Annotated in this window: 17 protein-coding genes; 9 read left to right on the forward strand and 8 right to left on the reverse strand. The window is 45.8% G+C overall.

Annotation, left to right across the window (positions count from 1 at the left end; genetic code table 11):
- Positions 1-94 precede the first annotated feature (94 nt).
- A complete protein-coding gene (locus BMZ72_RS28470) occupies positions 95-2,305 on the forward strand; it encodes a TonB-dependent receptor (protein ID WP_089813482.1) in 2,211 nt (736 codons plus the stop codon).
- A gap of 196 nt (positions 2,306-2,501) precedes the next feature.
- On the opposite strand, the gene BMZ72_RS28475 is transcribed toward BMZ72_RS28470, so the two are convergent.
- The 4 genes from BMZ72_RS28475 to BMZ72_RS28490 form a co-directional block, all read right to left on the reverse strand.
- On the reverse strand, positions 2,502-3,128 hold the full coding sequence (locus tag BMZ72_RS28475) for an SMI1/KNR4 family protein (protein WP_177222958.1): 627 nt from the start codon (positions 3,126-3,128) through the stop codon (positions 2,502-2,504).
- A gap of 70 nt (positions 3,129-3,198) precedes the next feature.
- A complete protein-coding gene (locus BMZ72_RS28480; RefSeq protein WP_089813486.1) occupies positions 3,199-4,359 on the reverse strand; it encodes a multiheme c-type cytochrome in 1,161 nt (386 codons plus the stop codon).
- Between the two features lie 65 nt (positions 4,360-4,424).
- A complete protein-coding gene (locus tag BMZ72_RS28485) occupies positions 4,425-5,552 on the reverse strand; it encodes an AAA family ATPase (RefSeq protein ID WP_255373314.1) in 1,128 nt (375 codons plus the stop codon).
- A complete protein-coding gene (locus tag BMZ72_RS28490) occupies positions 5,518-6,231 on the reverse strand; it encodes an RNA ligase family protein (protein ID WP_089813490.1) in 714 nt (237 codons plus the stop codon). Before BMZ72_RS28490 ends, BMZ72_RS28485 begins: the two co-directional genes overlap by 35 nt.
- Positions 6,232-6,389: 158 nt before the next feature.
- Here BMZ72_RS28490 and BMZ72_RS28495 point away from each other — a divergent pair, with 158 nt between their 5' ends.
- Positions 6,390-7,763, forward strand: a complete 1,374-nt coding sequence (locus tag BMZ72_RS28495) for a glucoamylase family protein (RefSeq protein WP_089813492.1) — start codon at positions 6,390-6,392, stop codon at positions 7,761-7,763.
- Here the strand turns inward: BMZ72_RS28495 and BMZ72_RS28500 are convergent.
- Both BMZ72_RS28500 and BMZ72_RS28505 read right to left on the reverse strand, forming a co-directional pair.
- Positions 7,696-8,877 (reverse strand): acyltransferase family protein, encoded by a 1,182-nt coding sequence (locus tag BMZ72_RS28500; protein ID WP_089813494.1) that lies wholly within the window; start codon positions 8,875-8,877, stop codon positions 7,696-7,698. The genes BMZ72_RS28495 and BMZ72_RS28500 overlap by 68 nt on opposite strands.
- A gap of 381 nt (positions 8,878-9,258) precedes the next feature.
- On the reverse strand, positions 9,259-10,107 hold the full coding sequence (locus tag BMZ72_RS28505; protein ID WP_089813496.1) for a 3-keto-disaccharide hydrolase: 849 nt from the start codon (positions 10,105-10,107) through the stop codon (positions 9,259-9,261).
- Positions 10,108-10,250: 143 nt separating this feature from the next.
- Here BMZ72_RS28505 and BMZ72_RS28510 point away from each other — a divergent pair, with 143 nt between their 5' ends.
- The 3 genes from BMZ72_RS28510 (at position 10,251) to BMZ72_RS28520 (ending at position 12,149) form a co-directional block, all read left to right on the forward strand.
- The gene (locus BMZ72_RS28510; RefSeq protein ID WP_089813498.1) at positions 10,251-10,904 is read left to right on the forward strand and encodes a hypothetical protein; all 654 of its coding nucleotides are present in this window, start codon (positions 10,251-10,253) and stop codon (positions 10,902-10,904) included.
- A 152-nt stretch (positions 10,905-11,056) separates the two neighbouring features.
- Positions 11,057-11,779 (forward strand): SRPBCC family protein, encoded by a 723-nt coding sequence (locus BMZ72_RS28515; RefSeq protein ID WP_089813500.1) that lies wholly within the window; start codon positions 11,057-11,059, stop codon positions 11,777-11,779.
- 61 nt (positions 11,780-11,840) lie between these two features.
- Entirely contained in the window at positions 11,841-12,149 is a 309-nt protein-coding gene (locus tag BMZ72_RS28520; protein WP_089813502.1) for a YtxH domain-containing protein, read from the forward strand.
- Positions 12,150-12,247: 98 nt separating this feature from the next.
- On the opposite strand, the gene BMZ72_RS28525 is transcribed toward BMZ72_RS28520, so the two are convergent.
- On the reverse strand, positions 12,248-13,489 hold the full coding sequence (locus tag BMZ72_RS28525) for a TlpA disulfide reductase family protein (protein WP_255373315.1): 1,242 nt from the start codon (positions 13,487-13,489) through the stop codon (positions 12,248-12,250).
- A 75-nt stretch (positions 13,490-13,564) separates the two neighbouring features.
- On the reverse strand, positions 13,565-13,924 hold the full coding sequence (locus BMZ72_RS28530; protein ID WP_089813506.1) for a VOC family protein: 360 nt from the start codon (positions 13,922-13,924) through the stop codon (positions 13,565-13,567).
- A 139-nt stretch (positions 13,925-14,063) separates the two neighbouring features.
- On the opposite strand from BMZ72_RS28530, the gene BMZ72_RS28535 reads away from it, so the two are divergent.
- From BMZ72_RS28535 to BMZ72_RS28550, 4 genes are all read left to right on the forward strand, one after another.
- Positions 14,064-14,906: an alpha/beta fold hydrolase gene (locus BMZ72_RS28535; RefSeq protein ID WP_089813508.1), complete on the forward strand. Its 843-nt coding sequence runs from the start codon at positions 14,064-14,066 to the stop codon at positions 14,904-14,906.
- Positions 14,907-14,927: 21 nt separating this feature from the next.
- Positions 14,928-15,608 carry a hypothetical protein gene (locus tag BMZ72_RS28540; protein ID WP_089813510.1) on the forward strand — a complete coding sequence of 227 codons (681 nt, stop codon included), beginning with the start codon at positions 14,928-14,930 and terminating at the stop codon, positions 15,606-15,608.
- Between the two features lie 75 nt (positions 15,609-15,683).
- Positions 15,684-16,145: a carboxymuconolactone decarboxylase family protein gene (locus BMZ72_RS28545; RefSeq protein ID WP_089813512.1), complete on the forward strand. Its 462-nt coding sequence runs from the start codon at positions 15,684-15,686 to the stop codon at positions 16,143-16,145.
- A gap of 39 nt (positions 16,146-16,184) precedes the next feature.
- Entirely contained in the window at positions 16,185-17,027 is an 843-nt protein-coding gene (locus BMZ72_RS28550) for a sigma-70 family RNA polymerase sigma factor (protein ID WP_089813514.1), read from the forward strand.
- Positions 17,028-17,101 lie beyond the last annotated feature (74 nt).

The following is a 17,101-nucleotide window of genomic DNA, read 5'->3' on the forward strand; positions in this document are numbered from 1 at the left end:
GGCTGAAATCTTTAACGGATTGTTAACTCTTTTCATATCTTCGCGCGTTCAAAGGCGCTGTTCCTCCCAGGCGCCTCCAAAATCACACAACTATATGCACAAGATCTTTACATCAGCGCTTTGTCTGTTAACGCTTGGCGTGTCCGCACAACAATTCAGCGGAACCGTTTATGACCGGGAGAGAAACCCTTTACAGGACGTCACTATTTACAATCAGCGTACCGGTACCCATACGCACACCAACGAGGTAGGCGTATTCCGTTTGAAGGACGCGCAAACCGGCGACTCGCTGAAAGTTTCGCGGATGGCTTTTAAAACAGAAATGGTCGTTTTAAAAGATGCGAACCAGCGTATTATCATGGCGCCGTCCGACCTGCAACTGAACGAAGTGGCTATCACTACTTCGCTGAAACACCTGAACATCATTTCAGACATCGATCTGAAAACCAACCCTGTGAAGTCTTCACAGGAGCTGCTGCGCAAAGTACCGGGCCTGTTCATCGGTCAGCACGCCGGTGGTGGTAAAGCAGAACAGATCTTCCTCCGCGGCTTTGACATTGACCACGGCACCGATATCAACATCAGTGTGGATGGTATGCCGGTGAATATGGTCAGCCATGCACATGGTCAGGGTTATGCAGACCTGCACTTCCTGATACCGGAGACGATCGAGAATATCGACTTTGATAAAGGACCTTATCACGCAGATAAGGGCAACCTCGCCACCGCAGGTTATGTTGCTTTCAAAACAAGAGAAAGACTGGACAACAGCAGTATCACCGTTGAAGGTGGTAAGTTCAATACCTACCGTACAATGGGTATGTTCAATCTTGTCAATGACAGTAAGCAGTCCGCCTATGTGGCAGCTGATTACCAGATGACTGACGGGTATTTTATCACGCCGCAGAACTTTAACCGTATTAATCTGATCGGAAAGTACACTGCTTATCTTGATAACAATGATAAAGTATCTGTAGCAGTCTCTCACTTCAACAGTAAATGGGATGCCAGCGGACAAATCCCACAGCGGGCGGTAGATGCAGGTATCATCACCCGTTTTGGTGCCATCGACAACACAGAAGGTGGTAACACCGGACGTACCAATGTGAATCTGCAATACCTGAAACATATCGACGCCAATACATTTATCAAAAATACCGCCTTCTACAGCCGTTATAATTTTGAGCTGTATTCCAACTTTACCTTCTTCCTGGAAGACCCGGTAAACGGTGATCAGATCAGGCAGAAAGAGAACAGAAGCATTTTCGGATTTGAATCTGAACTGAACAAAACCCTTTATGCAGGTAACAATACCATCGAACTGAAAGGCGCTGTCGGCCTACGTAATGACGATGTCAATGATATTGAACTGTCACACACCGTCAACAGAAAAACGACGCTGGAGCAGCTGAAACTGGGCGATGTAAATGAAACAAACCTGTATGCGTATGTCAGCGCGGATTATAAATTAGGTAAATGGTTGATCAATCCGGCTGTGCGTGTTGATCATTTCAAATTTGATTATGTGGATAAACTCGCGGCTACATATACCACGCAGTCACAGGGAAAGTCGATCGTGAGTCCGAAGCTGAACTTCCTGTTTAATCCGAATAATAAAATTCAGTACTTCCTGAAATTGGGTAAAGGATTTCATAGCAATGATACCCGTGTAGTGGTTGAACAAAAAGGGTTATCCACATTACCGGCTGCGTATGGCGCTGATCTGGGTATGATCTGGAAACCATTATCTAAACTCGTGGTGAATACTGCTGTATGGTACCTTTATCTGCAACAGGAGTTTGTCTATGTGGGAGATGCAGGTATCGTAGAACCCAGTGGAAAGACCAGTCGTAAAGGGATTGATGTTGGCGCACGTTATCAGCTGGGTAAATGGATCTTTATCAATGGCGACTTTACTTATACACATGGTCGTGCGACAGAGGAAGCAAAAGGAGAAAACTATATTCCTTTAGCACCGGTGGTAACTGCAGCAGGTGGTGTTAGTCTGCATCATCCTTCCGGCATCAATGCAGGGATCAATACCCGTTATCTGGGACATCGCCCTGCGAATGAAGATAACAGCATTGTGGCAAAAGGATATTGTGTAACTGATGCGAATGTTAGTTATCAGTATAAACAGTTTACGATTGGCGTGATCACGGAGAATATCTTTAATACGGCGTGGAATGAGACACAGTTTGCGACAGAAAGCAGGTTGAAGGATGAAGCTGCGCCGGTGACGGAGATACATTTTACACCAAGGACGCCGTTTAATGTGAGGGCGACGCTGAGTTACAGGTTTTAATTCATCAGGTAATTGATATAAAAAAGGGCGGTTCTTAAGAATCGCCTTTTTGCATACCTGCTTATATTAACGCATCGGCTGATCTTATTTCATAAGGAAAGAGTTTAATTTGTTTCATTTTTTATGAAATAAATCCTTTTATTTCATAAAAAATGAAACAAATACAGCAAGTCATAACAAACCGCGCTAGCGCCAGTTAATTACTGATCTCCTCAATTTTCTTTTTCCACCAGCGGGTGTACTGGCTATGCGCATCACTTTTCAACGGTACTTTGTTAGCTGCTGCTATTGGATCACCTCCGAGTAAGATAGGATGTACTTCATGCAGATGCATTCCTTTTAATGAAGGGTCCTGTTCATGTCGTTTCCTGTTATCCTTATCTGAAGCAACCCTCGCAAGGGAATATTGGCAGGAGCCTTCTGTGAATTCAGCCAGGCTCCATAAAAAGCTTTCAAAATCTTTTGCGATCACTATGCTTTCTTTTTCTTCCATGTAAACGAATTCTACTTCGAAGAAAATGCCCTGTTCTTTTTTTATGCCGTATGCGATCGCTCCCCCATTAGACCCGATCAGAAAAAGCCCGGGAGCAAATACTGAAGCTCCGTACATTTCATTGTATTGCAACAATTCCTGTATGGGCCAAAGTACCAGCCACTGCCCATTGAGTACAGCACCTTCACATCCGTTGTGTTTACGCATAAATGATAAATAATCTGGTGGGAAACTACAATCGATCAGCTCCAGAGCTTTGTCGAAGCTATCCTTATCTATCGGGGGATTTTTATCAAGTTTGGCTGTCAGATAGAGTAGATCATTATCCATGAAAAGGACTTTTTGAAACAACAGCAAATACATGATAATAGTTGAGCAGCAGTTATATTTATTTCCGGGATCATGGATAGATCCCTACACGGTGCGTACGCACGAGATCCGGCGTAACCGTAGTTGCGCTGGCTAGCTTCAATGTGATCTTCTTTGACGGTAACTGCGGCATATGGCAGTCTATGCAATTATCTTTTAACATTACACCCGCCCGTGCTTTGACCGTACAGGTATCATGCGTACCATGACAATTAAGACAACGTTGCGAGAAAGTCGCCATCTCATGTCTTTCGTTGACATGTACTTTGTGACAGGAACCACAATCAAGTTCCGCGGACATTTTAAAACATTTGCTGGCAGTCAGCAGACCGTATTGATTACCGTGTACATCAAGTCCGCCGGCAGTATCTACATCATAGTTAGGAACTGAAAAGTCATCCAGTCTTTGTCCGACTGTAAATGAAAAAGCGGGTTGTAATTGTTTTCTGAGTCCGGAGTGACATAAGGCACATGCATCAAGGCGTTGCTGTCTTGTGAGGTGTCTGGTACTGATGATGCTATTAGGTGTTTTTTCATTCGGATGCTGTATGTGAAAAGCTACGTGAGCAGCCGCCGGACCATGGCATCTTTCACAGTCTATGCCATAGATGATGGATTTCCTGTCGAAGTTCGTACTACCGTCTTTCTTTACATGCGCTGCTGCATAACTGGCGTGACACTCTAAGCAAGCGGCGGGAATTGGTCTGTCGAAACGAATATAATTCAGCGGGTATCCTGGACTATTACACCAGTCATCAGCAGGGGCGTAATAAGAGACGGGCAACTGATACAGGTTATTCTTATCCCAATAAAGATAGGTCTGCCCTTTCCGACCCGAACCGATCACCATGCCGAAACTGCGTTGTTCGGTAGGAATACCATTCATGTAGGCTGTCTGCAGAAAAAGGTCTTTCTTCTTTTCCAGTACCAATACCATCCACTGGTTATACACAAACTCATTTTTGCCGGGTGCAAAGCTCCCTTTAATATGTGCATCATCCGGTAAGGCAGAACTGAGATAGTGGGCCGTATGGCGTGTATCATTGAAGATATCGCGATGACAGGATCTACAGGCTTCCGAACCGGCGAATGCGGGCATTTCCTGTGATACAGCAGGAGGACGCCATGCTGTACAGACGATACTGCCGATCCAGATGAAGGCAACGATCAGCAGGAATATCAGACCTTTCATTGTTACCGTATATGATAGATAACAATAAAAAGGCCGGTAAAGTTATACCGGCCCTTTGTTTATTTTTAGCGTACGTGGTACACTACCTCGTGCGCTTCTGTAAGATCAGGAATTTCGAGTTTCCCTATAAGCTTATGCATGACCGGAGCAGGGACAATCGCCTCTCTCCCGCCGTTCTGCCGGAATAGTTCTTTATAGGGTACTTCAACGTATACTACCGTGACGTGTGCGTCATATTGCAGACAGAGTGCGATCAGTTGTTCCCGCATCTGGTGCGTGGTATTAGTAGCATTCCATACGAAAGAACGCTTGTTGCGCAGGCATACTCTTGCCTGTTCTTTGGCAACCTGTACAACGGTGCCGTTCCCGCTTTTATCCGTCGGACTGATCTTCATTTTCACACGGATCTCATCCAGCGAAACGATCTCCCAATCCGGTTGTTTAAAGTGTTGCTGTACATATGTATCCTTACCCGCTCCGGGCAGACCACTCATGATCACCACTTTCACAGCTGGTGAATGATAAGGTACATAACCGGGCGCATCGTCGCCTTTCTGCAGGTAGTGCATCCGCGCTGCTGCGTTTTCAAATGGCCAGCTTGTGCCCCGGCATTGATGCTCTTTACAATATTCCTCAAAGCAATCGATACGATATAGCATGTCTTCTTTATCAGCAGCAATACGGCCCAGCATATCGGCGCGGGCCAGCAATGCCAGATGGGCAGTGTTTACCTGTAATGCTGCATTGATAATGGTATGCAAAGGATCCCTTCTTTCCAGTAGCCATAACGGCAGACTATGAAACCTTACCAGTTTAGCGATCTGTTCGCGGATGTGGAAAGGCGTTGCTATTTCGCCGTACAGGATCTGTCGTGCGGTACCTTCTCCCCTGCGGGCATGACCAGCAGAAGTGATACGGCCGTCGGGCTCAATGATCGTAGTACTGCGTTTCTCCACATCGTGCAGCAATGCCGCTGCCCAGAGTATTTCCTGGTCCTGTGCAGACAATGCCTGATAAGCTGCCTGTTCCTGCAATGCCTCCAGCACCAGCTGCGTGTGTATGGCCACATTGCCTTCTGCATGGTGTATAGGGTCCTGGGGAACATGCTGCATGTCGCGGACCCAGTCGTAACGCTCTTCCAGGTGTGCCCATGATTTATTATCGGTGATGGTCCACATAATTACCTCCTTCATATTTAAGGGCTGCTCTGTGCCAGTTGCGCGTCCAGTGCACATCTGTTTTCACGTGCCCTTTTCTTACATATTTAAATACATTTTCTGCGAATGCAGACACAGGGAAGCCTGCGGCATTACGCGTGACGATTCCTTCCATCGTAGCGGGCGCACCCGTGGCAGCATCATGTGCATCGAAGCTGCCGGGTCCTTTTACAATATGCAGGATCTCATTTTCGAAGTCTGCTTTGTGCTGTGGCACTGTCAACTGTCTGATAACAGGTACTGTCGGCAGGTCAAGCATGGCTGCGTAAAAGCAGGTTTCTTCCCAGCTGAGCCAGTGACCGTTCTCTCTCACTGCGAATACATAAAAATGATGGTCCAGTTGACCGTAAGTGATAGAGTGTACCGCATACAGGTTTTCCAGAAATATTTCCAGACTGCCCAGGTCATTTTTTATCAGTTGCCAGTAACGGCGCAGGCTCTCTGTCCACGGAGATGTTGTGGGCGCTACATGTGAGCGCGCAAATACACCATAGCGGGACAGGCAATTATTTTCGCCGTCCAGTTTTTCCGTGTGTATCAGCTGTGGTATGGCGGTGACGTGCTGCCAGTAATCATGCTGAATACGGTCATCGCTGGTAGTACCCGGCGAGAACGGAAAATGATAGGTACGGCCATATTTCTCAGAAATAGCCATATCGGGGTGGTTTAATAAGCAAAAAGATTCACAGGCCAGTCCTGCAGAACGCAGGTGGCGGATTCAAGGTTTAATATGCCTGTGATATTACATGACGCAAGGTTTGTCTGTTTTTTATAATTGGATGCGAAGGTAAGTATTTTTGTTAAATTACATTTATGAGAAACTCACTATTCTTCAGTTTGCTGGTGATAAGCATACCAGCGATGATGTCATGTGGAGGTTCCTCCTCCCACCAGTCTACCAAAGACAGCACGGCCACAGATACCCTGGCTTTATCAGCAGATTCCATTTTAAATATTGTGGAAGAACATACCTTCCAGTACTTCTGGGATGGCGCAGAACCCAGTAGTGGTATGGCAAGGGAACGTTATCATGTAGATGGTAATTATCCGGAAAATGACATGAACGTGGTGACATCCGGAGGTAGTGGTTTTGGCGTGATGGCTTTACTGGCAGGTATTGAAAGAGGATATATCAGCAGGGAACAGGGACTGGAACGACTGACGAAGATCGTTTCCTTCCTGGAGAAGGCGGACAGATTCCATGGCGCATGGCCACACTGGTTATATGGAGAAACAGGGAAAGTGAAGCCTTTCGGACAAAAAGACAATGGCGGAGATCTCGTAGAGACCTCTTTTATGATACAGGGCTTGTTATGTGTGAGGCAATATTTTGCGAATGGAAACGAAGCCGAAAAAGCGCTGGCGGCAAAGATCGATCAGCTATGGAAAGCCGTAGAATTCAGCTGGTACAGAAACGGTAAGAATGTGCTCTACTGGCACTGGTCTCCTGAGTATAAATGGGAAATGAACTTCCCTGTGACCGGTTACAATGAGTGCCTGATCATGTATATCCTGGCAGCCTCCTCTCCTACGCATGGTATTCCTGCGGAAGTATATCACGAAGGATGGGCAAAAAGCGGGGCAATAAAGGACAGCATCAACGCCTATGGACATACGTTGAGGTTGTCGCACAACTTTGCGAAAGCATACGGCGGTCCCTTATTCTGGTCACACTATTCTTATCTCGGACTCGACCCGCATGGATTAAAAGACCGCTATGCGGATTACTGGGAAAATAACCTCAATCATGTACTGATCAACAGAGAGTGGTGTATACAGAACCCGAAACATTATAAGGGCTATGGTCCTGATAGCTGGGGACTGACAGCCAGTTATTCTGTAAAAGGATATGCAGCACATGCACCCGGTGAACACAATGACCTGGGTGTTATATCCCCGACGGCGGCACTGTCTTCAATGCCTTATACACCGGAGTATTCCAAACAGGCCATGGTACACTGGTACAATGATATGCGGACGAAGATCTTTGGAAAATATGGCTTTTATGATGCGTTTAGTGAAACGGAGAACTGGTATCCACAGCAATACCTGGCAATAGATCAGGGTCCTATCGTTGTGATGATAGAGAACTATCGTAGTGGTTTGCTGTGGAAACTGTTCATGAGTTGTCCTGAAGTACAGGCTGGTTTGAAGAAACTTGATTTCCAGAGCCCTTACCTGAAGTGAGTCTGGATAAAACACGCTCACGCAGTTTCAGGAAAGGTTTCTCCACGATGATATTCAACAGGAATGCAGCTAACACACATGTTGTGATACAGATCACAAGAGAGAGATTACCATCAGGTGCTATACCCATCTTTTCCAGCGCCAGCTGTGTGAGATGGATAATACCTTTATGAGAAAGGTAAATACCATACGATAACATTGCTAATGTGGCGGTGAAAGCCAGTTTTCTTTTATACAGGAAACTGCTTTCACTGACTGCTCCGGCCACCATACAACCATAACCCAACGCGATCAGCGGGAAGCCAAAAATGGAAGCCCCAAAGCTCATGGGATCTTCACAAAGGAACCATGCCCCTGTGAGCAGGATCAATCCGATCAGTAACAGTTTATTTCCGAGCGAAGTGATTTGCTGTTTCAACGCAGGCAGGAAGGTGAATACCGCTGCTATAGCGACGCCCGTTAACAAGCCATCGAGACGGGTAAAAGTGGGATAATACATCCACATATACCAGGTGACCCAGGAGTCATCTCTTTCCAGTACCGGTTCAACAATCGTATGCCAGGAGAACAGACGGATGGCAAATCCACCGATAAAGATCAGCCCTATCAGCCAGGGACCTGCTTTCAGTGCTTTCCAACGCACTAACATGATCAGTAATAAGGGCAGGACAAAATAGAACTGTTCTTCAATACAGAGCGACCAGGCATGCGAGAAGGTGCCTCTATCCTTCAGGTGCAGACCAATATTCTGCGTAAAGGTGAGGTACTTCCAGAGCGGCGCCATGGCTTCTTTCTCGCGGAATACCGGCAGGAACACATACAAAGACAGTACAGTGAGATAGGCAGGAATGATCCTGAAAAAACGTTTGAGGAAAAATTCCCGGAAGGAGATCTTTTCATTACGGTTGATCTGTGCAAATAACTGTGAAGAGATGAGATAACCACTGAGTACGAAGAACAGGTCAACGCCTGTCCATCCGAAGCCGCCGATGGTATCTATCCAGTCGGGATGTTTGAAAATACGGTAATGGTACAGAAATACGAAGGCGATTGCGAAGGCGCGCAAATGGTCTAATCCGGTAAAGTGTTTACCAGGGGCGGATACTTGTGACATTAAAATGAGTGGCTGCGGATTTTGGGCGGCAGGGATATAAAATTACGCAGTTCTGCACATCTGCAAAAAGTCCCTTTATGAGTGGTTATAAAAGCGTGGAATGCGGTCAATGTTCAGTAGGAATGCTGAGGGCGTTACGGCATGTATTTTGTTTCTGCTATAACGTATCCAAATAATACAACATGAAACGGAAAAGACTATTTACTGTGGTAGTGGGCTTATTGTTGGCTGGTGCTAGTTGTGTTCCACCCCATCATGCTCCTCCGCGTCCACCAAAACCACCGAGACCTCCGAAGCCGCCACATGGCGCTGTTCAATTCAATATTCCGGACACCACGTTCCAGAGAACCGTTATGGCCTGAGCCGTGGTGTCCGGCTTTTTTATTTTTTCTTCTTCACACCCTGTTTCTGGAGTTGTCTTAAAACGGCTTCCAGTTTTACCGGATCGTTTACATAAGGAGACAGGTCATACAATTCTACTTTCCTGAAATCAACGGGATGGCTTTCGCTCTGCAATGAGATGGAGCCTTCTTTCAGCAGACGGCCTGCTGCTACCAGCGTACTATCTGCAGCTTCCACATTACCACCGCCGGTTTGCGGTTTATTATACACGATTACTGTATCATTGAACACGAAATGTTTAATCACGGAATCGCCCAGTACCAGCGCACCGGCTCTCACCCACTGTTCGCCATGATAGGTTTTTGAAGTCGAGGAGATACAATGCTCGGTGATCAGTTTACCGTTCATGACTACGTTTGTACCTGGTGTACAGAGGTTAGACGTAGAGCGGGGATCAGTACCATTTCCACCTAATAACTGTTCCTCAAGGGAGATCGGAAAATCCTGGTTTTTACCCATGCTGGCAGCTGATTGTCCGTGCAGCATGATACCACTGTTGCGCAGTGCCCATCCGGGACCACCGGCTACCTGTTCGCCGACAAAACGGTATTCCGCTATGACCACATAAGCGGAATAGTTCTTATTATAAAAGATATGACCGTATTGTTCATCAAAGTTGGTGTACTGGTCATAACGTACTTTCAGAAGTCCGTCTTCTACGCGGAAGGTGTTTCCAAAGTTGTCATTCAGATCATGGCCTTTAATCTTGATATCCCAGCCTGTCAGGTCTTTACCATTGAAAAGCTGAACCCAACCCTTATTCGCCTTCTTTTGCGCCATTCCTGAGAGTGAGAGCAGCAGCAGCCCGCACGTGAATAGTTTTTTCATACGTCAGTTTATTTATCGCCTTAAGATAGGGAGTAAAATGCAAATATTACAGAACCAGTATGCTCAGTTAGCTGTTATTATGCTGAGTCGTGCAGTGTAACTAGTTGGCATGTAATTAGGATTACTCACTCCAAAGCATATTTATGAAATTATTTACTACACTGCTGTTACTCACAGGCTTTATGGCAAAAGCGCAGACGGAGGACTGGCACCAGCCGTTAAAAGCGGAGATCAGACAACTGGAAGCTACCGGTGATTTTGACACCTGGCAACAGGGTGCAGAGAAACTGGGCAAACTGGCAGCGGCACATCCGGAGGAATGGCTGTTACAATATTACACCGGCTGGGCATATACGCAATCGTCCTTCCGGGCTCCAAAGGGACAGGCAGATCCAAGTACGGAGAAAGCGGAACCTTTTGTAAAGAAAGCACTGGACCTGCAACCTGACAATACAGAAACACTGACACTGATGGCCTACTGGTTGTCCGCCCGTATCAATGCCAACAATTCCAGAGGGGTAACACTGGGCGGAGACAGCCGTAATTACTCTGATAAGGCCATTGCGGCCGACAGCGCCAATCCCAGAGCTTATCTGATGAAAGCCCTTATCATTTACCATACGCCTGCCCTGTTTGGCGGCGGCAAAAAGAAGGCTGCCCCTATTGCGGAAGAAGCGGGACAGCGTTTTGCCGCTTTTAAGCCCAAAGATGAGCTTTCTCCCAGATGGGGAAAGGAGATCTTTCATGAGCTGGAAGAGCGGATGCTGGGCAAGGAAAATGAGAAAGAGAATAAATAATATAGGATAATACAAGGCACATGGAAACCAGGTGCTCAGGTGGGAAATTTTATACGCAGTTCTACAATCGCATAGTATTATAAATAACTGATTTTCAATACATTTATATTCAAGCAAGATTTTCGCTTTATCTGATTTAAAACCCATTGTTTATGAGTACATATAGAAGTTTAAACGGACACGGCGAGCCCCGCGCTACCTGGCTCTATGAACAGTCGAATGTCCTGAATGTAAGCAAGCAGGGGCGTATTGCGTCTATCGTCGGCGGCGCGCTGCTGACAAATTCCGGTATCAACAATGTTACAAAACATCCTATCAGAAGTCTGCTGAGACTGATAGCAGGTGGTTACCTGTTATATAGAGGTATATCCGGGAATTGTCCGGTATCTGCCTATGCCGGCAGAAGAATGAGTGACAGACACAACAGTACCGTCAATGTACGGGCTAAATTCATCGTAGATAAACCGCGGGATGAGGTGTATAGTTTCTGGCGCAGACTGGAAAATCTACCTCATTTCATGCGTCATCTGGCGTCTATCACAGAACATGATGACCATCACTCCCACTGGATCGTGAAAGGTCCTGGTGGTATCGGGACGCTGGAATGGGACGCCGAAATCATCAAAGATGAAGAAGGAGCCCTCATCGGCTGGCGTTCTGCACCAGGCTCAAATATTGCCACAGCAGGTAAGGTAACGTTCTCAGATGCATTGGGCGGTGGTACAGAAATAGAGGTGGTGATCGCTTATCGTCCGCCGGCAGGATATGTCGGTACCGGACTCGCCTGGTTACTGAACAGTGCTTTCCACAGGATGGTAGAAAAAGATGTAATGCGTTTCAAACATTATGTAGAAACCGGAGAGATTACCGCCTGACTGGCCTGATATTTGAAAAAATTAAGTACAAGTATTTGTTACACCTTAAAAATCATTTTTTATGAGCACTGCGAAAATTTTATGTGGAGCATTGGCTGGTGTCGCTGCAGGATTGGCTATCGGATTATTAACTGCTCCTGATAGCGGTGAAGAAACAAGAAGAAAGATCAGAAAATCCGCCCATCAGTTACAGGGCCGCGTGAAGAAAATATTAGGCAGAGGTGCAGATGGATTGACCGAGTTAAAATATATTTTCGAACATGAGGTAACAGGTCTCAAAGACGATGTCAAGGAGCGTATCCTGACATTACTGGACGAATCTATTGAAACGTTCAACAGCTTTAAGAAAGATGCGAAAGAAGCTGTATGAAATAACTGACAACGGATGACCAGCAATAAAAGAAAAGAGGCGGTACAGCTATAGCTGCTACCGCCTCTTTTCTTTTACCGGGTTAGTAAGTAGCCGGTTTATGATTTTTCTTCCAGCAGACCGTTTACCAGGCTATTGAAATCTTTCTTGAAGGTTTCATAGTGTTCGCCTGTACCCGGACCGGAGAAGCCGGTATGTACTTCTCTTACATTTCCTTTTCTATCGATGAAGATAGTCGTAGGGAAGCCTTTGATCTTGGTGATCTGCGGAATTGTTTTCTCTGTTCTTTCCGGATCGCTGACAGTCACGCCAGTGATCAGTACAGGATAATTCACGTCAAACCTTTTCAGGAAACCCTGCAGGGCTTTCTGCGATTTTCCGAAATCAGTCGTGCGCTCATAAGCCAGGCCGATCACTTCTACCCCACGTGCCTTATTCGCTTTGTACCATTCTGACAGGAAACCGGTTTCGTCCATACAGTTCGGACACCAGGAACCCATGATCGTGATCACTACCACTTTATTCTCAAAGCGTTTATCGCTGAAACTTACTTTTTTACCATTAATATCAGGGAAAGAGAAAGTCGGACGGCCGCTTCCTGGTTTTGCAGAAGCCAGGGAAGTTTCATCCGGCAGCGCCGCTTTATCATCTTTCACAGCGGTCCAGTCTTCTTTTCCATCACCGATACCAGCATAAAACACCCCGTTTTCCAGTGCATTATCTTTTACCAGAGCGGTGAAATAGTACGCGTGAGAACCGTCAAAAGTGGAGAGTTTCAGTGTATCACCGTCTACAATCCCTTCCAGAAAACGATAATCGCCCGTAGATGTCAGGAAAGTACCGTGTACAATATTACCCTGTTGTTTGAATTCACCTACTGCAAAGGAAGAATCACTCTTTCCGGGAGAAGTGAACCAGGTAGACCAGCGGCCGGTTACATTGCCCTTTGCAGGCGTATGTTGTTCGAAACGTTGTTTTACGTTGTGTGCTGCAGTAAATGGAATGCTCACATCCCTGTCAGCCAGGTGACGGATCCAGTTACCTTCGATCTTACCTCCTTTGGTGAAAGAAGCCCTGAACTCAGAATCAAAGAAAGGCATTTTGATAAATACAGAATCTCCCTGGACTTTCACGTCGTCCACCAGCAGGCGGTCGTTGGCGTTCAGTACGTAGATCAGTTTTTTGCGTGCGCTATCCTTTACTTCGAAGTTGAAAACGATATCCGCACCGTCTTTTCTATGCAGACTGGCTTGCCAGACGCCTGGCTCCAGATCCCATTTTTCCAGTTGTGTGCCGAAGATAAATGCCGGGAGGCATAATAAAAGCCAAATTTTCTTCATATTAAAGTTTACGTCAATTGTGGTACTCGTCAAATATCCTACAATATTAGTAGAGTATGTTAGAATTAACAAAAGTTATTTTATTAATTTCTCCACCAGCTCGATCCGGCGACCGTCCGGATCCTTTACCACAGCGGCATATCCCCATTCGGTACTGGCAGGCGCCTGCACCGTTTCCACGCCCAGTTCTTCCAGACGCTGAAGGGTGTTATTCAGATTTTCCACAGTAAATCCCAGTCGGGTAGTGGTATCGGGTTCAGTTGTGCCTTTTGGTAAAGGGTAGATCTCAAAGGTCAGGCCGTCCAGCGTGGCTGCGTAATGATAAGGTCCGTTGCCATGGCGATGCGATTCAAATGTAATGCCTATTGTGCTGTAGAATCTGACCTGTTCTTCCTGTCTGCTGGTCTTAATAACTACCAGGTTTAATTGTATCATAATTCCTAAACTTCCTTAATGTGCCTTCCTAAAGTAAAAAACATATTCAGTAAATGCAAACTATGCCCACATAGATTTACCTTTGAGATGGCGGATAAAGCGGATTTTTACATAGTTATCAAGCCTTTAAAGCAAGGTCATGAAAAAATATAAGTTAGCCTTTTCTATTATCGGCAGTATATCTCCACAGATGGCGGCCAAAACTTTCCTTCATTTTTTCAGTAAACCGCCCAGGAGAACCTTCCGCTCTCACCATCTGAACCTCAGACAGGCAGCAACGGAAAGTAATACTGCACTGACAGCCTATGCATTCAGCAAACAACAGATCAATGTGAAAACATATACCTGGGGCAACAGCGGGCCTAAAATCCTGTTGTTACACGGTTGGGGAGGCAGTGCGCTGGATTTCGGGCATATTGTCAACACACTGGTTGCAAACGGCTATCAGGTGATCTCATTTGATCAACCCGCACATGGATTTTCCACAGGCAAAAACAGCAATCTGATCCAGTGGATGCATGTGATCAGGGCCTTCCTGGAATTACATCCTGATATTTATGGCATTATCGGACATTCTTTCGGCGGTTTGGCCGCAACCCTGACACTCGCCAGAGAACAGGTACATATGCCTAAACTGATCATCATCGCAGCGTCTATTTCGGCGCCGGCCATTTTTGATGATGCATATGACCAGATGGGACTGGGTCAGAAAGTGAGGAAAGCCATCCCCGATATTGTACAGAAGACTTTACAGGATGATATCTCTACCATGGATATGCACCAGCAGTTCTCTGCTGTAAAGACCGATGGCATGTTATTCATCTATGATGAAAATGATGAGATCATTTCTCCGGAGCAATCCCGGTATTTTCTGACAAAACATCCGGATGTAGAAGGATTCAAAATAAAGGGTGAAGGACATTACAGGATCATCAGGGATCCGCGGGTACTGGAAAAGATCATTGACTATCTGAATAAATAAGCTGCTATTCTTTCAAAACATATGAAACTTTATATCTCCCTTGCCTGTATGGCCACATTGTTCTCCAGTTGCGGCCCCGCAAACATGCGTACTCAAAAAGACAGTACAGGCACAGCGATAGATTCACCCACTGCTTTAGTTGCGACGGATGATCTGGTTGCCACACACCGGTTTAGCGTAAAAGGCGATTTTGATGGCGACGGACGGGAAGAGACGCTGACTGAACATTTCCTGTATAAGGATAGTCAGCAGGAAGCAAGGAAAAACTGGGTAGACGATTCATTTGACAGCATCTCTAAAGAAATATGGTCAGGTAAAACGGCTTCGTTCATCAGCAGTGACAACCCCGCAATAGACACCTTACGAATGGCTGCTCCCTGTATGGGAATTGAATTTATGAAAAATGAAGGCGATCTGAACGGAGATGGAAAGGACGAATTATCTTATGTACCTGCATTAGCAGATTATTCGGCCATTAATCGCTGGTACATCATGACCTGGCAGCAGCATCAATGGAGGGAGTTATATAGCTTCCCGATAAGCGAATTACAGTTACCTTATCCGCATGAGGATAGTCTCCGGCATTTCAAAGGATTGGTGCGTAAACTCGGCAAGAAGCATATTGAATTGATTTACATTAATAAAGATGCAGACTGGGACACCATAATCGTTCATCTTGACCGTCCAAAAAAAATATTCTAGCATTTCTGTCACGTTTTGATTTTCCAGCTTGTCATATTACCGTACACGATCTTAATCACAAAAAAACAAACGAATATGACACAGAGAATCTCTCTCCAGGAAATGCCCGCAGCACTGATGACCTCATTAGGAAAGATCGGCGCTTATCTGAAAACCTGTAATATTGATCAGAAGCTGTTATCATTGTTGTATTACAGGGCATCACAGATCAATGGCTGCGCCTGTTGCCTGGATATTCATCATAAAGAGTCCATCCATCTTGGCGATACACAGGTACGCCTGCATGGCGTGATCGCCTGGAGGGAATCCCCTTATTATGATGCAAAGGAACGTGCGGCACTGGCATTCACAGAAGCGCTTACCAATGCCAATCAGCAGGATATTGACGACAGCATCTTCGATGCATTGACTGAGCATTTCACTCCGGAGGAAATCACAGAACTAACCATGGCCATTGCAACTGTCAATACCTGGAACAGACTGAATAAAACCTTCAGAACGACACCCGGTCATTATAAAGTAGGCCAGTACGCTTAATAAAACTGTTTATTTTCAGCAACGATCACACGGTATATTATGTTGAAAGATTATCAATACACACTGTTTCCATACGCATATAATATTCTTGGTTCTGTAGAGGATGCAAAAGACACCATACAGGATGTATTATCCAATTATGTTACCGCAAACAGAGAAGACATCGGGAATGAAAAAGCGTACCTGGTACGCAGTGTTATTAACCAGTCGATCAATGCAAAGAATAAGCGTAAAACTGTCTATTACGAAGACGTATGGTTACCGGAACCGGTAGCTACGGAGGAGGCAGACAAAGCGCTGCATCTGAAAGATATCGGTTCCTACACAATGCTTATACTGATGGAAGAACTCAACCCCAAAGAAAGGGCTGTCTTTATACTGAAGGAAGGTTTTGGTTATTCTCATGACGAGATAGCGGACGTACTTTCCGGTTCGGTGGAACAATCCCGTAAGCTGCTCAGCCGTGCAAAGGCAAAACTGGATGCGCGCAAACAGGGAGCACCGATGAACAACAAGACCGTCTCTGCTGCCTTACTCGATCAGTACCTCCATGCGATCCGTAAAGGAGATACGCAAAGACTGGAGAATATGCTGTCACAGGATATTGTCTTCTATGCGGATGGCGGCAAGAATCTGAATGTAGCCAGGAAGATCTGTACTGGTTTACAGGATGTATCCGAACTGCTCGTATTTACATACAATAAGTACCAACGCGAGTTTGAATTTGAATTTACCATGATCAATCACCAACCGGCCCTGTTGTTCTATCTTGGCGAAAAGCTGTATGGTTGCCAGGTATTCACTATTTCTCCGGAGGATAATAAGATCCTGCAGATCTCCACGGTACTGGATCCGGATAAGTTAAAAAACATAGGAAAATAAGGTTCACTTTTCTTCTGCCATTTATTAATACAACAGCGGGTGTCCACCATATGGTGGACACCCGCTGTTTATAG

Source organism: Chitinophaga sp. YR627, from assembly GCF_900114995.1.
GTDB lineage: Bacteria > Bacteroidota > Bacteroidia > Chitinophagales > Chitinophagaceae > Chitinophaga.